An 18,769-nucleotide genomic window follows, 5' to 3' on the forward strand; every position below is an offset into this window, starting at 1 on the left:
CATATTCAGTTTAATTCCACACGCCAAAAACAATACTTTAATCATTTAAAATCAAAAACTTATATAAAACTTGACGTTATGGCATCAAGTTCGCAATAGCTAACACAGAACCGCAAATTAAACGAAATTACATTCTTTAGGGAGAATCCAATGGAAATTTTTGAAGCTATTCGTAGAGACCATGAAAAACAACGTCTACTGATGAAAATACTTGTAGAAACCTCTGGTGACACACAGAGCCGTCGTGAGTTCTATGGCGAACTTAAACAAGCACTAGTAGATCACGCAATTGCTGAAGAACGTTATTTTTATTCGCCACTGATGAAGTCTGACCAAACCATTGAACAATCGAGACACGCAATTGCAGAGCATCACGAAATTGATGAGCTAATTGAAAAGCTAGACGAAACTGAGATGAGTTCACCAGGCTGGTTAGCTACTATGAAAAAACTTAAACACTTAGTTGAGCATCACTTGGAAGAAGAAGAACACGAATTTTTCCAGCAAGCTGGAAAGGTATTGTCAGCCAATCAAAAAGACCAACTGGCAGATAAATATCAGGTGGAAATGCAAAAACCTCATTAACGATTTAGTTCCTCTCCCCTACTTAGGGTCCTGCTGCTCTGATTAAGTTCTAGAGCAAGCCACTGTCTTCAACACTACTGGAGGCGGTGGTTTTTTTTATTGTTTAGATGCGTTAGTAAATGTTATCGCCATTCAAAGTGAGTTATCACTGGTAGATGTTCAGATAGCTTAGAAAAAGTAAGCGATTGAATCCCCATACTTTTTTTCTCCGTTGCGGTAATGTCATCGGGATCAAATATGTAACCGCCGACCAACTGAAGTCTATTCGGACTATAAATTACTAAATCCATCACTCTAGAGGGAAACTTTGTACCTCGACCATCCCAAGTCCAAGTTTGTTTTCCATCCAAATGCTTCAACTCTGCGGCGATCAAACCAAAATGAGGTTTAGAGTAAGGCCCTGAAAGTATTAGCAAAGGCATTACTGTACTAACCAGATTGAAATCTCCCGCTAAAATTATTCCATCCACATGGGTGCGTTCAATTACTTTTCCAATTAATCGGCGTATTTCCCTTGCCTCAATTCTTCTTTTATCTTCAGCCCAACTGCTCGGGTCACTACCACAACATTCTAAATCAGCAGAAACCACCAACAATCTATTTCCACCCTCGAGTAATATCACTCCGTTAACTGCTATTCCGTCATCTAAGGTATTGGCGTACTTCACATCACCTGCATTAATCATACGCTGGTGTATGCGCTTTTTTTCAGACTTTGGATAGGGGATTATGTTTGAGAATTCCGGCAAGACTTCGTGAGGAAAACGGCTAATCACAACATTTCGTTGCCGTCCCCCACTGCTGCCAAAATTGATATGCCAATCCGTGTTTTGTGCCAAACTATCTTTAGGTAAAGCGTTATATAAGTGCGATTTATTGGTTAAAGGGGAAACTTCGTCTAATAATAAAATATTCGACTTGCCTCTAGCGACAAGTGCTTTTAGTACCTCAGGAGACTTCACAAACGCATCTCCTGACACATTCCAAGATAGCACGTTGATACTCCCTTTATGACTTCCCCCCTGCGCTGCAGCATCAGGTTTGAAGTCGACAGAACGATTAGTTGATAAGTTTGCAGTAACAATTGTGTTTTCAGCTGATATGGCAGTTAAAGGGATGAACATCAGCAAAACGGTGAATATGATTGGCATAATCGTGTTTTTCTTATTGTGAATAAAAAACGGAGATTAGATTATAAACAATTTACTATTTAATGTCCGCAACCTCTCAGCCCCGCAGTAAGCTAAACAACTAAGCATTGTCATAAAACGAAAATACTGGTTTAACGAATTCTGAATATTTAAAGAAAAGTTGCCTTTTGTGCTTTTAAAAATCAGTAATTAATGAAAAGATCTGTTTACTTTATCTTCATCGAGCAGCAACCCCATGGAACGTTTAAAACAAAGGATAGTGATTCTTGTCAGTCTGATAAGTTTAACTGTTAGCCAATTTGCCGTGGCGCAAGTAATTACCGATTCAGATCTGGAAGAAGAATCAAGTAAGGTTGAAGAAACCTTAACGGAAAAACGCGACGCCTCAGATGACTTAGCATTAAAAATTCCCTTTGCAATAACCCAATATAAAACCAATTATATTTTGCCAGTTACTTACGTAAAAGATCCTAACACTATTGGCGTAACTGAGCTGGATTCAGAAAACGTCGATAATCTAGAAGCAAAATATCAAATCAGTGTGAAGCTGCCAATTCACATTAACGATGACAACTTATCTGGGATATACGCCGGTTTCAGTGTGACATCTTTTTGGCAGGTGTATAACGATGAGGCATCAAAACCATTTCGTGAAACTAATTATGAACCGGAAATATTCTATTTTTGGAAAACCCATTATCGATTCCTAGGCATAAAATTTGATCAAGTTCACTTGGGCTTAAATCATAATTCCAATGGCCAAAGCGGGTTAAAATCTAGGAGCTGGAACCGTTTATATGCGTCTGCATTGTTTAGTGACAAAGACTCAGTGTATTACCTTAAAGCCTGGTATCGGATCCCAGAAGATGAAAAAGAAACAGTAAATAGCCCAGAAGGGGATGACAACCCAGACATTACCGATTATCTCGGGCATTTTGAGATCGGATATGGAAAAAAGGTCGGCAACTTCAATTTTCTCACTTTAGTCAGAAATAATTTAAAATCAGATAATAAAGGCAGCATAGAATTGAATATCACCTATCCTTTAAACAAAAGGTACGATGTCGTATTCCAATATTTTAACGGTTATGGTGACTCTTTGATTGACTACAACCGTCACCAACAACGTTACGGTATAGGAATTCAACTCAAATATTTGTAATGTGTAAAAAATGCGAAAGCGCCTGTATTTATTGCGCCCATTTAACCTTTAAACACATAGGACTATAATTTTTAATTACATATCAATAAGATAGAAAACATTAAGGTTGGCACGTAGTTCGCTTTACTTTGTCGAGTAGATTCAATTTTCGAAATAGGGTGAAGTATGTTTATTATAAAATACTATGGACTGGGCGGGATTTTATCATTAGCTCTTGCCTTGCTGATTGATAGCTTTTTGTTCAAAGTATTGTTTATCTGGATTGGCCTTTCGCTTATTTTGGTCACCTTTGCCTATTCAGTCCAATCACCTAAAATTTTTAGAAAAAAAATTGATGGTTCAATCCCATTCTATGTGAAGTGGGTTTTTGTGCCCTTTTTTGTTGGTGTGCAGTTGTATAACGCTTGGGCTCGTAAAAACGACAGCGTCCCGCCAATCCAAAAAATTCGTGACAAGCTATTTCTTGCCTGCCGCTTATTTCCTTCCGATATGCCAGAGCTAAATCATTTAGAAGTCAAAGCGGTACTCGATGTGACGGCTGAATTCGATGGGCTAGATGTTTCTGCCCATGGTGAAAATATGGACTATCTGAATGTTCCCGTATTAGATCATCAAACTCCTTCGAAAGATGATTTGATGCAAGCCATTAGCTGGATAGACAATCATATTAAAACCGGCAAAGCCGTCGTTGTCCATTGTGCGCTAGGTAGAGGCCGGTCTGTATTGGTTATGGCCGCTTACTTGTTAAGTAAAAGTCCAGAATTGTCAGTAGAAGAAGCCATCAAAGAAATCAATCAAACCCGTTCCACCGCAAGGTTGAATAAACATCAGTTAAAAAAGCTAAAAGACTTGCACAGCCAAGGCGTATTTACTCAAAAAAATCGACTCGCTATAGTTGCCAACCCTGTTGCTGGCGGCGGTAAATGGCAAGACAGCAAAGAGGAAATTATTCAACGCCTGTCACCTCACTTTGATTTGCAAATATACCAAACAACGCCAGAACAAGATGGCAAAGAAATGGCTCAACAAGCCATAAAAGAAGGTGCAAAATGCATTATTGCATGCGGCGGTGATGGCACCTTGACAGAAGTTGCGACTCAATTGGTCAACACAGATTTAACGTTGGGCATAATGCCTATGGGAACCGCTAACGCGCTTGGTCACGCACTCTATGGCCCTTCTTCGAAAGTAACGCCTGTAGCAGTTGCCTGCGATGCTATTATTGCCGGTAATGTTATGCAAATTGATACTGCAACTTGCAATGATGAACTTGTACTTTTAGTGGTAGGCATTGGCTTTGAACAGAAAATGATAGAAAAGGCTAATCGTGATGAAAAGAATAATAGCGGTCAATTCGCTTATTTAGGGGCATTGTACGATGCTATAGAAGTCAATAACAGCGCCAACTTAAATATCCAAATTGACGACAATGATCCGCAATCGATTCATACTGGAAGTTTAGTCATTGCCAATGCGGCGCCAGCCACCACTGTATTAGCACAAGGTGGAGGACTACCAGATTTTACTGACGGTTTGTTAGATGTTACTTGGCTTACTAATACCTCAAGCGCCAGTGAAAATTACTTAAAATTAGCGCAACTAGCGCTGCGAACCATGTTTGATAGTGGCGACGACGAAACTATTCAGCACACCACAGCTAAACGCATAACAGTCAAATCCGAAGGCAAACTAAAGTATGTAGTAGATGGGGAAAACAGAGAAGCTGATAGCATTCAAGTAACCCAGAACCCGCAGTCCTTGAAGGTCTTTTCTCAACCCAAAAACTAGGCTGGATGCCATGCAAGCGATACGATTTTCAATCAAGCAGTAGGTATTTACTGCTTGATTGAATTCGGCAAACTTACAACTCCCTCGAACATAAGTAAGTAATATTTACTCAAGCTCAATATATCACCAATCAAGAGTTGCCAATAAATACATATAAATCAGTAAGTTAAACTATGGCGCAAATATTGAATAATAATTAGTGAATAACCCATAGCGATTAAACAAGATTGGTAAGTAGCAATATTTTTCACATAGCGTAAACAAAGAACACATGCGCACCTAAATTTAAGGTAAAGATTCACTAAGGAGCTCAGAATGTCAGTGGTTAACAATAATAAAGAAGATAGATTAGAAGCCAACCGGACGCTTCTCAAAGCGGTAATTCAAATGTGCCGATTAGGTGGTGATTTTTATAACCTTATAGGTCAAAACATTAAACACTATGCCATTAAACAAGTCTGTTTTGACATGGCGAAAAGCTATTTCAAACAGATACCTGAACTTGTCGAAATTGCCCAAGACCGCTATCAATTATCCGAACAAGAAACCATGACTTCTACTTCCATAGAAGACTATTACCATAATATTTTGAGCAAGCAGGTCAAATTAAATCCCCCAGACCTACTTAAGCATTTGATTGAAGTTGAAGAACAGCATTTAGCAGAATTAAATAACGCGATCGACGCAACAAGTGAACTTGATGTTAAAGGCGCTATTTCAAAAGTAGTCGCGCAAATAATCGTGACTTACCAAAAGTTAACGGATCTAACACATTCAATTTCAGATAACCAAACCTCATAGAAAATGGGAAGTATTGAATATGGAACTTATTGAAATAGATAAATTTTGGACATTAATTCACGACAAGCTTGAAGGGTGGCTGGAATCTGGAATCAAACATTTACCTAATTTTGTAGTGGCCATACTACTCGCCATTGTTTTTGGCCTTATCGCTAAGTTTGTGGGTAGAGCGGTTCGAAATGTACTGCGAAGAACCTTAGAGTCAAGACAGATAGCTGACTTGTTAGCATCCATTATTAAAGTAATGGTGCTAATTGCAGGACTCTTTATAGCTTTAGACTTCCTTGGATTGACCGGCACAGTGACGTCATTGTTGGCAGGGGCTGGAATCGTAGGTTTGGCGCTAGGTTTTGCGTTCCAAGATATGGCAGAAAACCTAATTGCAGGTATTGCCATGGGGATAAGAAAACCGTTCCAAATTGGTGATGTGATAGAAGCAGATAAAGTATTTGGTACTGTGCAAACCATAAATCTGCGAAACACCTTAGTTGAGACCTTTTTCGGTCAAATTGAAGTCATTCCTAACAAAATTCTGTTTCGAAACATACTCACTAATTATTCTGCTACAGGAAGACGGCGAATAGAAGTTCCTGTTGGCATATCCTACGCCGATGATCCCGAACAAGCAGTTAAGGCAATAGTCGAGGTAATTAATCAGTGTGATTTTGTGATAAATAAGGAAGAAACAGACGTGTTCGCTAAGGGCTTTGGTGCAAGTAGTGTTGATCTACTGGTTTGGTTTTGGATTAGATATCCAGGAGAAACGGGATTTATGCAAGCCAGACACAAAGCGGTTGTGGAAATTAAAAAAGCTTTAGAAGCCTCAGATATTTTAATTCCGTTTCCAATCAGAACTCTGGATTTTGGCGCCAAAGGTGGCGAGAAACTGAATACAATGCTGAGCGATCGGCACAGAAAAGACAGTAACGAAAATCCTGAACAAGGCTCAGAGTCGGCTTCTCAGTCAGCCGAGGATTCAAATCCGGATTCAGAATAATTATTGGGCAAGATTAAAAGTCCGATTGATGTAATTTTGCAGTGGATTAATCGATAAATCGACCTACCGCCAGCTAAGTAAAATTAGCTGGCTTTTAACCATCAAAGTATTCTTAAAAGCATCTACCTATTGAATTTATGCTAACGTTATTCACTATCGTGTTAAATACTCGTTCATTTTTATCTTTTATCTGTAAAATATCGCAAAGAGGTGATTTCATGAATAGGATATTAATCTAGCATGGCATTAAAAATCGAAGATCGGACTTTAGAAGATAAAATCCTGTTAGCTATTACGGCCTCCGCAACCCTAATATTATTCCCTTTCCTGATTATTAGTCTTTTGGCTGACGATCGCGCTCATATTCTGGTGGATCTGGTCGCGGTTGGCGGTATCTTTACTATTTTTCTTGGCGTATGGTTTACCAGTAGAATTAAGTTATTCAGGGGGTTATTCGCGGTTGTTGCTCAAGTTACCATTTTGTTGGGCATTTATTTTAAAGGGGCTGGATTAATATATTGGATTTTCCCAATCATCATAGCCAGTTTCTATTTATTACCAACCATAGCCGCTAGCTTATTTAATTTCCTTTTAGTAACGGTTGCGTGCTTACTAACCTATCAGCAATTTGACAGTTTTACCCTGCCACGTATTATCGGTGCGTTTATAGTAACGAATATTTTTTCGTTAACATTCTCCGTTTTTATGCAAAATAAAAATCGTCAATTATCAGCAAAAGACAAAATAAACCAACTTCACAATAATATTCTCGAGTTGATCGTCAAATCCAATAAATTATCTAAAGTATTACCAGCAATTACACAAGCTATTGAGAATGAAATTCCACATGCCGTATGCAGTATTTTATTACTCGACAAAGAAGGCAAAAAACTGACTCTAGGTGCAGCGCCTAGATTGCCAGATTTTTTCAATGAAGCCATTGACGGTCTAGCTAATGCTCCAGGAGTCGGATCATGCGGAGAAGCTGCTTTTACAGGTAAACGTGTTGTCGTTTCTGATATCGCAACCCATCCCAATTGGAAAGCTTGGGCAGACATTGCACAAAAAGCAGGGCTGGCGGCTTGTTGGTCTGAACCGATAATTGGTAACCAAGGAAACGTACTAGGCACTTTTTCCATTTATTTTCGTGAAATATCCACTCCTACAGCCGATGAATTCAAACTCATAGAGCAATTTGTTAATCTCGCACGTATTGCAATTGAACGACAAAAAGCAGATAAAATCATATGGCAGCAGGCACATTATGACAGCTTAACAAACTTACCTAATCGCAATTTATTGCATGAACATTTAAGCAGCGCTATTGCCAACGCGCAACGTGATAAAAAACAATTAGCTATTGCGATGTTGGATCTAGATAACTTTAAAAATGTTAACGATACATTGGGCCATGAAGCTGGCGATACAGTGCTGAGAGAATGTTCAAAACGGATAACAAAATGCATAAGAAACAATGATATAGCGGCTCGCTTAGGTGGCGATGAGTTTATTGTGGTATTTATTGGTACTTCTGCACCTAAAGACATCGAAAGTGCGGGTAAAAAGCTATCTAGCGCACTGGCTGAAGCATACAATATTCAAGGCAAAGATGTTTATTGTACTGCCAGTATTGGGATTGCGTTATTTCCTACTGACGCACAAAGTATTGAGGCATTATTCAGGAATGCTGATCAAGCAATGTATCGAGCTAAAACCCAAGGCCGCAATAAAGTCCATTATTACAATGCTGACAAATGAGCATGATTTTAATCCTAAATCATGCTCAACGTTAAGTCACATTTAGCCCATGTGCTCAATTAGGCAATAGCAACAACGACTGCCTGCTTATTCCCGTATCACTACCAATCCACCAATCCCAGGCTTTCACGGAGTTTTAAGATGTGGTCTGGTGCTCCATCGCGGTCGAAATTGTCGTGCCATCGCCAATAATTTGTGTGCGTAAATAACCGTGGATTTCGCTTAGGATACGCAGCCTCCACGTCAATATCTAAAATAGGCGAAGCCGGTTGTTCTTCAGACACCAAATCTTTGGAAATTTGCGGATTTGAAAAAGCTCTACTCACTGGGCCTGATATAAGGTCACCACAGAAAATGTTGAAAGGCTTTGAATAAATATTAGTCCATCGAACCAAACTAAACACGGCACCATGATGCAAAAACTTGGCGTCTGTAGTTTGATAGTAGTAATGCTCATTTTCCTTCACCGGCGGAGAAGTTGGGTATTCACGATCTAACTTCCTATCAACAAAGTCCATTTTATTATCGAACAATAAAAAATCTGCATAGGTTAAGGGACTGCCCAAGGTTACCAAGTCGGACACCAGCCACTGCGACATCCCAGATGCTTCACCATGGGCTTCGCTGTCTAGCTTTAGTTGCTCAAACAGCTGGTACTGGAGTTTGCGGTACTCTTCAACTTTAGGCTGATGATCCATTTCTTCCATGGCATGAATGAGTTTTAAGGCGTTTTCAGATAATGGAAGAGACTCACCCGCGGCATTTTTAAACTTGTTTTTGCGAGCCCAGTATTGGGTTAAAACATCATATGCAATGATGGAACCTAAGCTATGACCCACTAAAACGATACGATCGTATTTCCCAGTTTGAGCGATACTTTCCAGCAATTTAACACCGCCATCACGGATCTCTTTTCTTACCTTAATATTCGATGGCGTAGCAGTAATGTATCGTGCGACGTCGCCCAAATAACTGACAATTTTAGCCACTGCAATACTCAGCACAAAAAGCAAAATAGGACTAATATAACTTTCATAGATTCCATGCAGACTGGCTCCTCCCTGCCCTTTTTCTGTGGGTTCAAAAAAGCCAATGGAAATCAAAATTAATAAAATCGTAAAGATTAAGCCCCACAATAAATAAATCATGGGTTTTAACGCCGAGGGATAATCACTTGGTTTGCGTCTTAGCATCGAAAAGACCCAACCACGTAAATGTTCCAGCGTAGTGCCGACGGTATGATGCGCCCAATAATATTCGTAGAAATCCACTCTAGATGTGGTTTTTTTCTCGGCATTATTTTTTATAGTGGCATAATCTGTAGTAAGCCGGCGATGTTCAAAAGAACCTGACACCTCACTAGGTTTATTCCAAAACCGAGTATTTTCAATGTTGCTGTCTTTTACCCAAACCGATTTTACAAATTCTCTGACCGTTTCCATTGGCCTTTGCTCACCAATACCATGAACCAGTACTACTGCTTGTTTTTTTGTAGTCGCCATAAGATTCCCTCCTGTTAATTACAATAGTATAAACATTAAGCTATTTTTCGCTATTCAATATTTGATATTCTGAAGCCGTAAAGAGCCACCTATTTCAGTCGAATTAAACATAAAACAGGTACTTTCAGGCTAGCCTTAGCAATGATTCCGTTATGAATCGCGCTCGCCTTAGTTATTCCCTTGTAAATTCCTTTGTTACATAATAGTTTGCTATGTAGAATAATGTTATTCGTAATATCGCTGTATCCATCAAAAATGGCTCGATTTACATTTCACTCGAGTCAAATGAGTCCACAACCTTTAATTATTGTGGCGCGTTTTTAATAAAGATAATCCATTGATAAATTCCAATTCGCAAATTAAAAGAAACTTTGCACTTGCGTGGCCCTTAGCTTTTAATGCCTTGCTCGTTCAATCCATGTTGATGATTGATACCCTGCTCGTTGCTCCCTTGGGCGAATTGCCCGTGGCCGCTATGGGCATTGCAACGACCATAGTGGCGTTTGTGTTGGGCATAGAAATAGCTATTGGTAATGGCATACAGCTGCTGGTTGGCAGAGCATTTGGTTCAAAAAGCCAAGCAGAATTAGCCATTGCCTATTGGTCAGGCTTAGTTATAAATATATCTACATCATTGATTTTTATATTTATTTTGACCTTTTTCAGTTCCGATATAGTGGCTGGAATTACCGACAACCCCGAACTTGCAGAACTCACCGAATCTTATATTTCAATTACTAAGTATATTGTTTTGCTGACCGCATACACTCAAGTGTGTACTGCATTTTGTAATGGCATTGGCAATACTATGGTACCGCTTAAAGGCTTTATGATTGAGTTGCCCGTCAACGCACTATTGAGTTATGTGTTGATTAATGGATTTGCTGATTATAAAGGTCTAGGTGTAGAAGGCGCCGCTTGGGGAAGTTTAATATCGATATTTTTAAGGGCTAGCTTCCTTTATTTAGCCCTGAAACTGGATAACAAAGTCGACCTCACTTACCCCAAAAATAGGCCATTTCTAACAGAAATTGGCCCACAATTTGCCGAAATTTATCCTATCGCCGCGAATTTTTTTGTGCTTTATGTTGGCGCCACCGTTTATCAACTGTTATTTGCTCAATTAGATTTATTTGCATTCGTTGCAATCACTTTGATCTTCCCCTGGGTCCGGGCAGGCACCCAATTTCCTAATGCTTGGGCGCAAGCTTCGGCAATCAGTATAAGTCAGGCACTAGGACAAAGGGGTAGCAAAGAGCACAAAACCTTTATCTCTAAATGTACCAAAGTGGGAATGATCATATCGCTTTTTATCGCTGCCATATTTTTACTACTCAGCCAAAATATTCATTTTATTTACCCAGATATTGAAGCTGAGGTACAAACTGCGTTGATGGTAATAGCTCCTTTATATATCGTGCTGCCGATTATAAGAGCCTACAATACGGTTACAGGAAACATCTTGCGCGCACTGGGAAACAGTAATCTTGTCCTGAAAATTCACTTTATCACCCAATGGGCTATTGCTTTGCCAATTTGTGCTTTACTGATTCTATACTTCGAGGTGTCAATTTTTTGGGCATTTGCGATGATCCCAATTGAAGAGTTACTTAAAGTTATCCCCTTTTATCGATACAAAGAATTTTATATAAAACGCTTACACACAACGTAAAAAAGCGCCCGAAGGCGCTTTGGAATTATCAAATTGTAGACTTTAGTGAATACTATTTGCCAATTGTAAGATTAGAAACAACGTTTTTCACGTCGTCTGTATTCTCGGCAATAGTTACCGCTAAATCACGTTCAGCGTTTGAGTCTAGCGTACCTGTTAGGGTCACCACACCGTTTTCAACTTCAACTTCAATGTCAGTACCACTGACTTCAGATTCGAATAGTAAACGGGTTTTAACCACAGACTCCACTTTTGAGTCTTTCAGGGTTTGCATTATTTGGGCGGTGTCAGAATCATCTTCATCTTTGATAACGGTTAATTGATTATCAACCTCTTCTACACCTTCAAGTGACAACATTAACTCTTCTGCTAACGCTTTATCCACATCGGTATCAACTTTACCGGTTAGCACAATCACGCCATCATTTACGTCAGTATTAATGTCGAAAGAATCTAGGTTGCCATTGAATAATAAAGTTGTTTCAGCTTTACCGTCAATCCATGCATCTTTTGCTTTATCTGACCATTCGTTTTCTGCGTTAGCACTCATTGAAGCAGTTGTTAAAGCAGCGGCTATAATTAGTGAACAAGTAGTACGTTTCATATCAGTCTCTCCTTTTTGTTTAGACACTTTAGCTAATGCCAATTCGATGCCAACTTATAACTCATTGTTTTTTATATAAATTAAATAATTCCCATGTTCATAGCGTAAAAGGAGTATGTATTTTCGAAATACTCAAATGTAATTTCTACAGCTTTAAGCGCAAGCAAATTTTTCACTGATTAGAAGTATTCGATATTGGCAATTAGAGATTTTGCGGGGCGGTATTTGCAGGCTTGTAAAATAAACTTCAGCGCTACTTAGCGCTGAAGTTTATGGAAGCTGTAGGTTATTAGTATGTAGCAGATTTAACGACAGTGACCTTGTAGAGCAGTGATACAGATCATCACCTAAGCATTTCACTAAATGGTTTATTCTAGTTGCTCTACAAGATCTAATTCAAAGTTTCAACAGTTAGAAGAGTTTTAACATTTTGTGCTATTTTGACAAAATCCTTTGTGTCTTTTTCAGTGTATTGTGCGCTTTCTTTGCCTTGCTCAATAGCATGCAGTTGACGTTGAATCACCCTATGCACGTCGATCTTATCTGATACCAATGCAATACGTTCTAGACTCTCAAGTAGCCGAATTGTCACCGCCACAGAGCCGACAGCATATTGACGAATCTGATCAAATGCAGAGTTCGCTAACCCCACAAAATCATAAGGTTTGCGAGATAATCTTAATCGGCCACTTTGATCAAAATATTGTCCGGCGTGCAACTTTTGATTGGATAAGTTACATAGCACTAAACACAATTTATCAACGCAGGTTATCGCCGTATAGGGATCATTAACCCCTGGAGATAGCGCGCGTACCGCGATTTCTACCATTTGGTGTATGGCATATTCAGGATCTTGAATCGGTGTTCTATTACTGCCGATGACACAACATTCATTTACCGCGTTATTTAAGTCACTTGTAATGGGCGTCAGACTCTTCACGCTAGCCAGTTCCGTGCTTTGGTTAATCAGATCGCCGGGTCGCCAATTCAACTCGATTAAAACATCATGCTTAGTGGCGACATCAAGTAACTTATCATTACTTAAAAGTTGCAAATAGCCACTTTGCTTCGCTTTCACTGACAAGGTATAAGAAAAGCTGCTGTCCGCCTTATTCTGTAAAACAGAGGTTTGCTCATTACAAAATAACGGTTCTATTGCGTGGTTTATTTCCTCACACAACTCATTAATGACGTTATCTGCTTGAATTGAACGGGCTACATGATGAATAAAATAGATGAGAACAATGACACTAAATAATGTGGCCAGTAGACACCAAATAATAGCCAAGCCCATTTTGATGCCTTGATTTGAATCCAGACTCATGGAGTAAATTAGTACTACGCAGTATGAGAAGATTGAAATGAAAGTTCCTAGTACGACTTGGGTTCCTCTGTCGTCCATAAAATTACGAATCAAGCGCGGACCAAACTGAGAAGATGCTAAGGTTAAGGTAACAATTGTTATTGAAAACGCGATACTAGTAACCGTTATCATTGAAGCGGCGATGGTATTAAGTAATGAAAGAAGCGTGCTCTGATCGGTTTGATAGAGGAAAGGTAACCAATCTAAAGCCCCCCAAGCTTGAGCATGATCAATCCATACCATTAACCAAGCTGAAGTAATCGATGTCACAACCATAAGTAGCGGGACAAACCAGAAACTAGTCTTTATTGAGTCAAACAGTTTATCTAATCTGGCTAGGTTTTTCATTCATACATCCTTATTGTAACCGCCACCGCCAAGCAAACATGAAGTAACCTCACTTTCGTGCATCGAGTGAGGTTACTAAATCAATTTATTTTTTCGATCTTTTCTTGGCAAAAAGTAGCATGCTAACTACCAGTATAATCATAAATAGACCAAAGGAAGCCAAGAATGTGTAGATTGGACTGCCACCTGCTAGTCCGGTAGATGTCACAAAAAATCCTACACTGATGACAATTGCGATAATAATTATTTTAAAGTCCATAAATCACCTCATCTGAAAATAAAAAAGGGCTCATTGAGCCCTTTTATTCTGCGTGAAAGCGCTTCGGGTTGACATTTATTAACAGTCTTTGTCTTCTGCTTTAACGCCTTCTTTAACGTCTTCGCAAGCATCTTCTAGCGCATTACCTGCGTCTGTTACCATTTCATCAACTTTCTCACCAGCGTCCTCTGCAGGACCTTGCTCACAAGCAGCTAGAGCGAATACTGAACCAGCGATTAGTAAGATTTGTAAAGTATGTTTAAAATTTTTCATGTGTATCTCCATTAATTATGAATTTTTATAAAGTTCATTTAGCGTGATGATCGAGTTCTCTATACTTTCGGACCTTTACCGCGTACGGCATTGGCTACGAGTGAAATCACCAGTAAAACTACGAAAACAAAAAAGATGATTTTAGCGATACCAGCTGCAGTACCTGCAATTCCACCAAAACCAAATACAGCTGCAATAATTGCGATAACCAAAAATGTTAGTGCCCAGCTCAACATGATATTCTCCTTTTGTTTGTGTTCGATATTCTTAATGCGCATTACGTGCCAACATCGAACAACAAAGTAAGTCATTGATATATAAATAAAAACAATAACTCTAAATAATCCCTACACCTTCAACGTTGAGTTTAATTTGCAAAAAGTACACTGAATCTAGAAACTTTTTCACATCTACAATGTGATTGTTCTGTATTTGCTTGGTTGAGCTGATATTGCTTGACTATAAACGCTTAAATTTAGGTTGTCTGTCATGCTTAGTTCTTTTGACATAGGTCAAAGCAGTATTTAATTGATAGCGGTGAGCACTAGTCAACGAAGTATTTCGCTGCATAAACGGCTAGCTATCCGAACTAATCTTAGTTTCATATTAAAGTGTGAGCGTCATTGCCCAAAGAGGGGGAAGAGTTTAAGCCAAGCACAATTAAGGTTAACTATGCTTGGCTATGTAACTTCGATATTAGATGCAAACCTTGCCGTATCTGGAAAATGGCGCGATTAGCAAACCGGCGAATAATTACCTTGCCAGTATTTGCGCGGCTTGCTTTGCAAAGTAGGTCAAAATGCCGTTTGCTCCAGCACGTTTGAATGCCACCAAAGATTCCATGATTACGGCTTCTTCATTTAACCACCCATTTTCAAATGCAGCTTTGTGCATCGCGTACTCACCACTAACTTGATAAACAAAAGTGGGAACTTGAAAGGTATCTTTGCAACGCCGAACTATATCTAAATACGGCATACCTGGTTTAACCATCACCATATCTGCACCTTCTTTTAAATCAAGTGCGATCTCGTGAAGCGCTTCATCGGAATTAGCAGGATCCATCTGATAACTATGCTTATTTCCCCCTTTAATATTGCCAGCTGAACCGACTGCATCACGAAAAGGGCCATAGTAGTTTGACGCGTATTTAGCGGAATAAGCCATGATACAAGTATTAATATAGCCATGCTGTTCTAGGGCTTGCCTAATCATTCCAATACGTCCATCCATCATATCTGAAGGAGCAACGATATCTGCGCCAGCTTCCGCGTGTGATAAAGCCTGTTTCATCAATACTTCACAGGTTTCATCATTTAAGACATAACCTGACTCATCAATCAAACCATCTTGTCCGTGAGAGGTAAAAGGGTCGAGTGCGACATCGGTAATCACCGCAATATCAGCAACATTCTGTTTTATTGCTCTTACCGCTCGCTGTGCTAAACCTTCAGGGTTAAATGCCTCGCTCGCACAATCCGATTTAATATCGAGGGGAGTCACGGGAAAAATAGCGATAGCGGGTATTCCTAGGTCGACCAACTCTTTAGCTTCTTCCACCAATAAATCAATAGATAGGCGCTCTACACCTGGCATAGAGGGGACCGCAACTCGTTGCTGTGTGCCTTCAACAACAAACATGGGGTAAATCAAATCCTTCGCAGTTAGGGTATTTTCTGCCATCATCTCCCGGGTGAAACTGTGTTTGCGCATTCTTCTCATACGGTTGGCAGGAAACTTTTGATCGAACATAGAAATATTTACCTCTTTAGTTATTTATACAATATCGCGGGCGTGTAAATGTATACTTCTCACCCGGTTTCGGCCATCTCGTTTCGCCTGATACAAAGCCTTATCGGCACTCTCTAAAAGATTTTTTTCATCCTCTACACCACTCACGATAGTAGAAGCAACGCCAGCACTAATGGTGACTTTGAGTTGTAATTCATCAACTTCGGTAACGGTGTTTTCAATGATTTCTCGGAGTCTTTGTGCCAATGCTTTAGCACCTTCAAAATCAGTATTCGGCAATATAAGAGCGAACTCCTCTCCACCGTAGCGACAGGCATCATCAGTTGTGCGTTTTAAATTCTGTTTTAAAATGTTAGCCACATTTTTAATTACTTCGTCACCGGCAACATGACCATAAGTGTCATTAATATTCTTAAAATGATCTATGTCCAGCATGATTAAGGATAGATCAGAGCGCTCGCGGCGACAGCGTCGAGCCTCTGCTTGAAATTTTTTATCAAAGTGTTTACGGTTGCGAATACCGGTCAGACTATCGGTACGGGTTTGCTGTTCTAGCTCATTGTTTGTTTCAGACAACTCCCGCAGTGCTATTTCGAGCTCTAAGGTACGCTCCTGAACGTTATATTCTAAACTCTGCTGGGCTTGCTCTTTTAGTTTAAGTGCTTCCTCTTGCGCTTCTCGGGCCATACGTTCTTCAAGCAAAGCGAGTTCCTGACTCTGATATTGCTCCTCGCGCTGAATGGAGTACGAAATAACTAAAACAAAAGCCAACATAAAGGTTTCAATGGCCGCACCTAACATAACAAAATATTGTGCTGGCAAATCTATCTCGAGTAAATTTGCGCTTTCTAGTCCTGCTAAAACGCCAGAAACAAGTAAAACCGACCAAGCAAGCAGATACAAACGTGCGAGTTTAACTCCTCGTAACATCATTAATAGTGAAACCACAAACACCAAAATAGATGCGAAACATAAGATCACAAGGAAATACATGATGTAGTAATAGTAAGGAATGCTTAAGCTCGCAAAAACGGATAACAGAAGCCACCACACTGAATATTTCAATAATTGATCTAAGGTTCTACTATGTTTGTAAACTTCCAGTAACTGTCGTGTACATATGCATGCGAATAAAATGGTGAGGGTGGCGAAAATGCCCACGCTGCGACTTTGTAGCCATACCCAATCTGGCCATATATATTTAAATCCAATACCGTGCAACGTAGCAAGAGTTAGTGCAATCGATACCACGTATAAACTATAACTTAGGAAGCTGGGCTTTTTGGTTGAAACATAAAAGAACAAATTACTCAGGGCCATTGCCAGCATAAAACCGAAAAACAATCCCAATAGTAAATTTTGCTCACCATTGTAAATCAAATACTCTTTTTCTTCCCAAACACGCAACGGCAATTTCACAGTGCCACTTGTCTGCACTTTGACAATGGCTGAAATTCGTTTCTCCGAATTTGGTACAGGAAAGAGTAACTTTTCATTTTTTATCTGACGGGAATTAAACGGATAACTGTCACCTTCGTGGTATTCCGAAATCAATTTTCCATTACTAAAAAACCATATATCGACTTTGTCGAGCATGACGTAGTCGATTTCAATTAATTTTGGATTTTCACTAAGGTTGTTGGGCAGAAAAAACTTAAACCAATACGGCGTTTTGCTCATTCCATACACTAAAAAGTCTGAGCTTTCTTGATTCCACTGTGAATTTTGATATTTTCGCAACTTCTCTATAGTAAGAGAGTTCGTGGGGTCCTCAAGATAAAGGGTGCCTTGATTTATATCGAGTAAATAGTTGTTTGTAGAACCTAGTTTTGCGATGGATAAAATACTGATTAATCCAAACAGTATAATTAGGCCAATAAACCAAGTTTTGTGGACGCCCACAGAATTTTTATTAATGTTCAAAACTTGCGCCTACTGCAAATAAATCCATAGTATTTTGCCAACAGTTTTGCTTCAAGTCCTGTAGCTCCTGATTACGTAAATTTGCAATAAATTCAGCAATGTGCGGAATATGAGCGGGTTGATTGTTACGGGACTTTGCCTTTAGCGTTTTAGGAAATAAATAAGGAGAGTCTGTTTCCAAAAGCATTCGTTGTGATGGTAATTTTAATACGGCTTCACGCAAAGATTCACCACGCTTAGGGTCACAAACCCAGCCTGTAACACCAATGTAGAAACCTAACTCTAAATAGGCTTCCATTTGAGCAAGGCTGCCAGTAAAACAATGGACCACAGCCCCCGATAATTTGGGGGAATAGGCTTTTAACAGGGCGATTTGTTCAGCAAATGCGTCTCGTTCGTGCAAATAAACCGGCAACTGTAATTCGCAAGCTAATTCCAACTGTTGCTCAAATACCCGCAATTGCGTCTGTGCTGGCGAGAAATTACGATTGAAATCCAATCCACATTCGCCAATAGCAACAACCTTTTGGTTAGTCGCTAGGTTTTTGAGTTGTTCGATAAAGTCGGGGGCGGCATCTTTTGCATAGTGCGGGTGAATACCCGCACTGGTAACCAAATTGTTTGGAAATTGTTGGGCTATCGAAAGCGCTTCTTGGCTTTGCTGGATATCAGTACCAATGAGTAATATACCAGTTACGTCATTATGAAGGGCATGCTCAATAGCATCCGGAAACACTAAACGCTTATCCGGTAAGTTTATGCCTATATCAAACCAGTGGGTCAAACTAGTAGGCCTGACTCAGCATTATGCAACCAACAACCTTGATCGGT

Annotated in this window: 16 protein-coding genes; 7 read left to right on the forward strand and 9 right to left on the reverse strand. The window is 39.6% G+C overall.

Annotation, left to right across the window (positions count from 1 at the left end; translation table 11 throughout):
• Window positions 1-150: 150 nt before the first annotated feature.
• Complete coding sequence (locus tag VUI23_RS18635) at window positions 151-585, forward strand: hemerythrin domain-containing protein (RefSeq protein ID WP_342805377.1); 435 nt, start codon at window positions 151-153, stop codon at window positions 583-585.
• A 122-nt stretch (window positions 586-707) separates the two neighbouring features.
• Here VUI23_RS18635 and VUI23_RS18640 read toward each other — a convergent pair whose 3' ends face one another.
• Window positions 708-1,736 carry an endonuclease/exonuclease/phosphatase family protein gene (locus tag VUI23_RS18640; protein WP_342805379.1) on the reverse strand — a complete coding sequence of 343 codons (1,029 nt, stop codon included), beginning with the start codon at window positions 1,734-1,736 and terminating at the stop codon, window positions 708-710.
• A gap of 235 nt (window positions 1,737-1,971) precedes the next feature.
• Between VUI23_RS18640 and VUI23_RS18645 the strand changes: the two genes are divergently transcribed.
• The 5 genes from VUI23_RS18645 to VUI23_RS18665 all read left to right on the forward strand — a co-directional run bounded on the left by VUI23_RS18645 (window position 1,972) and on the right by VUI23_RS18665 (window position 8,242).
• On the forward strand, window positions 1,972-2,898 hold the full coding sequence (locus VUI23_RS18645) for a phospholipase A (protein ID WP_216049099.1): 927 nt from the start codon (window positions 1,972-1,974) through the stop codon (window positions 2,896-2,898).
• Between the two features lie 165 nt (window positions 2,899-3,063).
• Window positions 3,064-4,686, forward strand: coding sequence for a diacylglycerol kinase family protein (locus VUI23_RS18650; protein ID WP_342805381.1), 1,623 nt, complete (start codon window positions 3,064-3,066; stop codon window positions 4,684-4,686).
• Window positions 4,687-5,001: 315 nt separating this feature from the next.
• Window positions 5,002-5,487 carry a hypothetical protein gene (locus tag VUI23_RS18655; protein ID WP_303500432.1) on the forward strand — a complete coding sequence of 162 codons (486 nt, stop codon included), beginning with the start codon at window positions 5,002-5,004 and terminating at the stop codon, window positions 5,485-5,487.
• 19 nt (window positions 5,488-5,506) lie between these two features.
• Window positions 5,507-6,484 (forward strand): mechanosensitive ion channel family protein, encoded by a 978-nt coding sequence (locus VUI23_RS18660; protein WP_216049102.1) that lies wholly within the window; start codon window positions 5,507-5,509, stop codon window positions 6,482-6,484.
• A gap of 240 nt (window positions 6,485-6,724) precedes the next feature.
• The gene (locus VUI23_RS18665) at window positions 6,725-8,242 is read left to right on the forward strand and encodes a sensor domain-containing diguanylate cyclase (RefSeq protein WP_342805383.1); all 1,518 of its coding nucleotides are present in this window, start codon (window positions 6,725-6,727) and stop codon (window positions 8,240-8,242) included.
• A 101-nt stretch (window positions 8,243-8,343) separates the two neighbouring features.
• Here the strand turns inward: VUI23_RS18665 and VUI23_RS18670 are convergent, their stop codons facing one another.
• Entirely contained in the window at window positions 8,344-9,744 is a 1,401-nt protein-coding gene (locus VUI23_RS18670; protein WP_216049104.1) for a hypothetical protein, read from the reverse strand.
• A gap of 337 nt (window positions 9,745-10,081) precedes the next feature.
• On the opposite strand from VUI23_RS18670, the gene VUI23_RS18675 reads away from it, so the two are divergent.
• A complete protein-coding gene (locus VUI23_RS18675) occupies window positions 10,082-11,416 on the forward strand; it encodes an MATE family efflux transporter (RefSeq protein ID WP_342805385.1) in 1,335 nt (444 codons plus the stop codon).
• Between the two features lie 52 nt (window positions 11,417-11,468).
• Here VUI23_RS18675 and VUI23_RS18680 read toward each other — a convergent pair whose 3' ends face one another.
• The 7 genes from VUI23_RS18680 to VUI23_RS18710 form a co-directional block, all read right to left on the reverse strand.
• Window positions 11,469-12,020 carry a BON domain-containing protein gene (locus VUI23_RS18680; RefSeq protein WP_216049106.1) on the reverse strand — a complete coding sequence of 184 codons (552 nt, stop codon included), beginning with the start codon at window positions 12,018-12,020 and terminating at the stop codon, window positions 11,469-11,471.
• Window positions 12,021-12,411: 391 nt separating this feature from the next.
• Complete coding sequence (locus VUI23_RS18685) at window positions 12,412-13,731, reverse strand: DUF2254 domain-containing protein (RefSeq protein WP_342805387.1); 1,320 nt, start codon at window positions 13,729-13,731, stop codon at window positions 12,412-12,414.
• A gap of 337 nt (window positions 13,732-14,068) precedes the next feature.
• Window positions 14,069-14,263, reverse strand: a complete 195-nt coding sequence (locus VUI23_RS18690; RefSeq protein ID WP_216049108.1) for a hypothetical protein — start codon at window positions 14,261-14,263, stop codon at window positions 14,069-14,071.
• 59 nt (window positions 14,264-14,322) lie between these two features.
• Window positions 14,323-14,499, reverse strand: a complete 177-nt coding sequence (locus VUI23_RS18695; RefSeq protein WP_216049109.1) for a DUF1328 domain-containing protein — start codon at window positions 14,497-14,499, stop codon at window positions 14,323-14,325.
• A 517-nt stretch (window positions 14,500-15,016) separates the two neighbouring features.
• The gene (hemB, locus tag VUI23_RS18700; RefSeq protein WP_216049110.1) at window positions 15,017-16,015 is read right to left on the reverse strand and encodes a porphobilinogen synthase; all 999 of its coding nucleotides are present in this window, start codon (window positions 16,013-16,015) and stop codon (window positions 15,017-15,019) included.
• A 24-nt stretch (window positions 16,016-16,039) separates the two neighbouring features.
• The gene (locus VUI23_RS18705; protein ID WP_342805389.1) at window positions 16,040-17,938 is read right to left on the reverse strand and encodes a diguanylate cyclase; all 1,899 of its coding nucleotides are present in this window, start codon (window positions 17,936-17,938) and stop codon (window positions 16,040-16,042) included.
• Window positions 17,928-18,722, reverse strand: coding sequence for a TatD family hydrolase (locus VUI23_RS18710; RefSeq protein ID WP_342805391.1), 795 nt, complete (start codon window positions 18,720-18,722; stop codon window positions 17,928-17,930). Before VUI23_RS18710 ends, VUI23_RS18705 begins: the two co-directional genes overlap by 11 nt.
• Between the last annotated feature and the right edge of the window lie 47 nt (window positions 18,723-18,769).

The sequence above is a fragment of the Alteromonas sp. M12 genome, assembly GCF_037478005.1.
GTDB classification, from domain to species: domain Bacteria; phylum Pseudomonadota; class Gammaproteobacteria; order Enterobacterales; family Alteromonadaceae; genus Aliiglaciecola; species Aliiglaciecola lipolytica_A.

Coding starts and splice junctions, on each gene's coding strand:
- VUI23_RS18635 (WP_342805377.1), top strand. CDS start 151: ATGGAAATTTTTGAAGCTATTCGTAGAGACCATGAAAAACAACGTCTA.
- VUI23_RS18640 (WP_342805379.1), bottom strand. CDS start 1,736: ATGCCAATCATATTCACCGTTTTGCTGATGTTCATCCCTTTAACTGCC.
- VUI23_RS18645 (WP_216049099.1), top strand. CDS start 1,972: ATGGAACGTTTAAAACAAAGGATAGTGATTCTTGTCAGTCTGATAAGT.
- VUI23_RS18650 (WP_342805381.1), top strand. CDS start 3,064: ATGTTTATTATAAAATACTATGGACTGGGCGGGATTTTATCATTAGCT.
- VUI23_RS18655 (WP_303500432.1), top strand. CDS start 5,002: ATGTCAGTGGTTAACAATAATAAAGAAGATAGATTAGAAGCCAACCGG.
- VUI23_RS18660 (WP_216049102.1), top strand. CDS start 5,507: ATGGAACTTATTGAAATAGATAAATTTTGGACATTAATTCACGACAAG.
- VUI23_RS18665 (WP_342805383.1), top strand. CDS start 6,725: ATGGCATTAAAAATCGAAGATCGGACTTTAGAAGATAAAATCCTGTTA.
- VUI23_RS18670 (WP_216049104.1), bottom strand. CDS start 9,744: ATGGCGACTACAAAAAAACAAGCAGTAGTACTGGTTCATGGTATTGGT.
- VUI23_RS18680 (WP_216049106.1), bottom strand. CDS start 12,020: ATGAAACGTACTACTTGTTCACTAATTATAGCCGCTGCTTTAACAACT.
- VUI23_RS18685 (WP_342805387.1), bottom strand. CDS start 13,731: ATGAAAAACCTAGCCAGATTAGATAAACTGTTTGACTCAATAAAGACT.
- VUI23_RS18690 (WP_216049108.1), bottom strand. CDS start 14,263: ATGAAAAATTTTAAACATACTTTACAAATCTTACTAATCGCTGGTTCA.
- VUI23_RS18695 (WP_216049109.1), bottom strand. CDS start 14,499: ATGTTGAGCTGGGCACTAACATTTTTGGTTATCGCAATTATTGCAGCT.
- hemB (WP_216049110.1), bottom strand. CDS start 16,015: ATGTTCGATCAAAAGTTTCCTGCCAACCGTATGAGAAGAATGCGCAAA.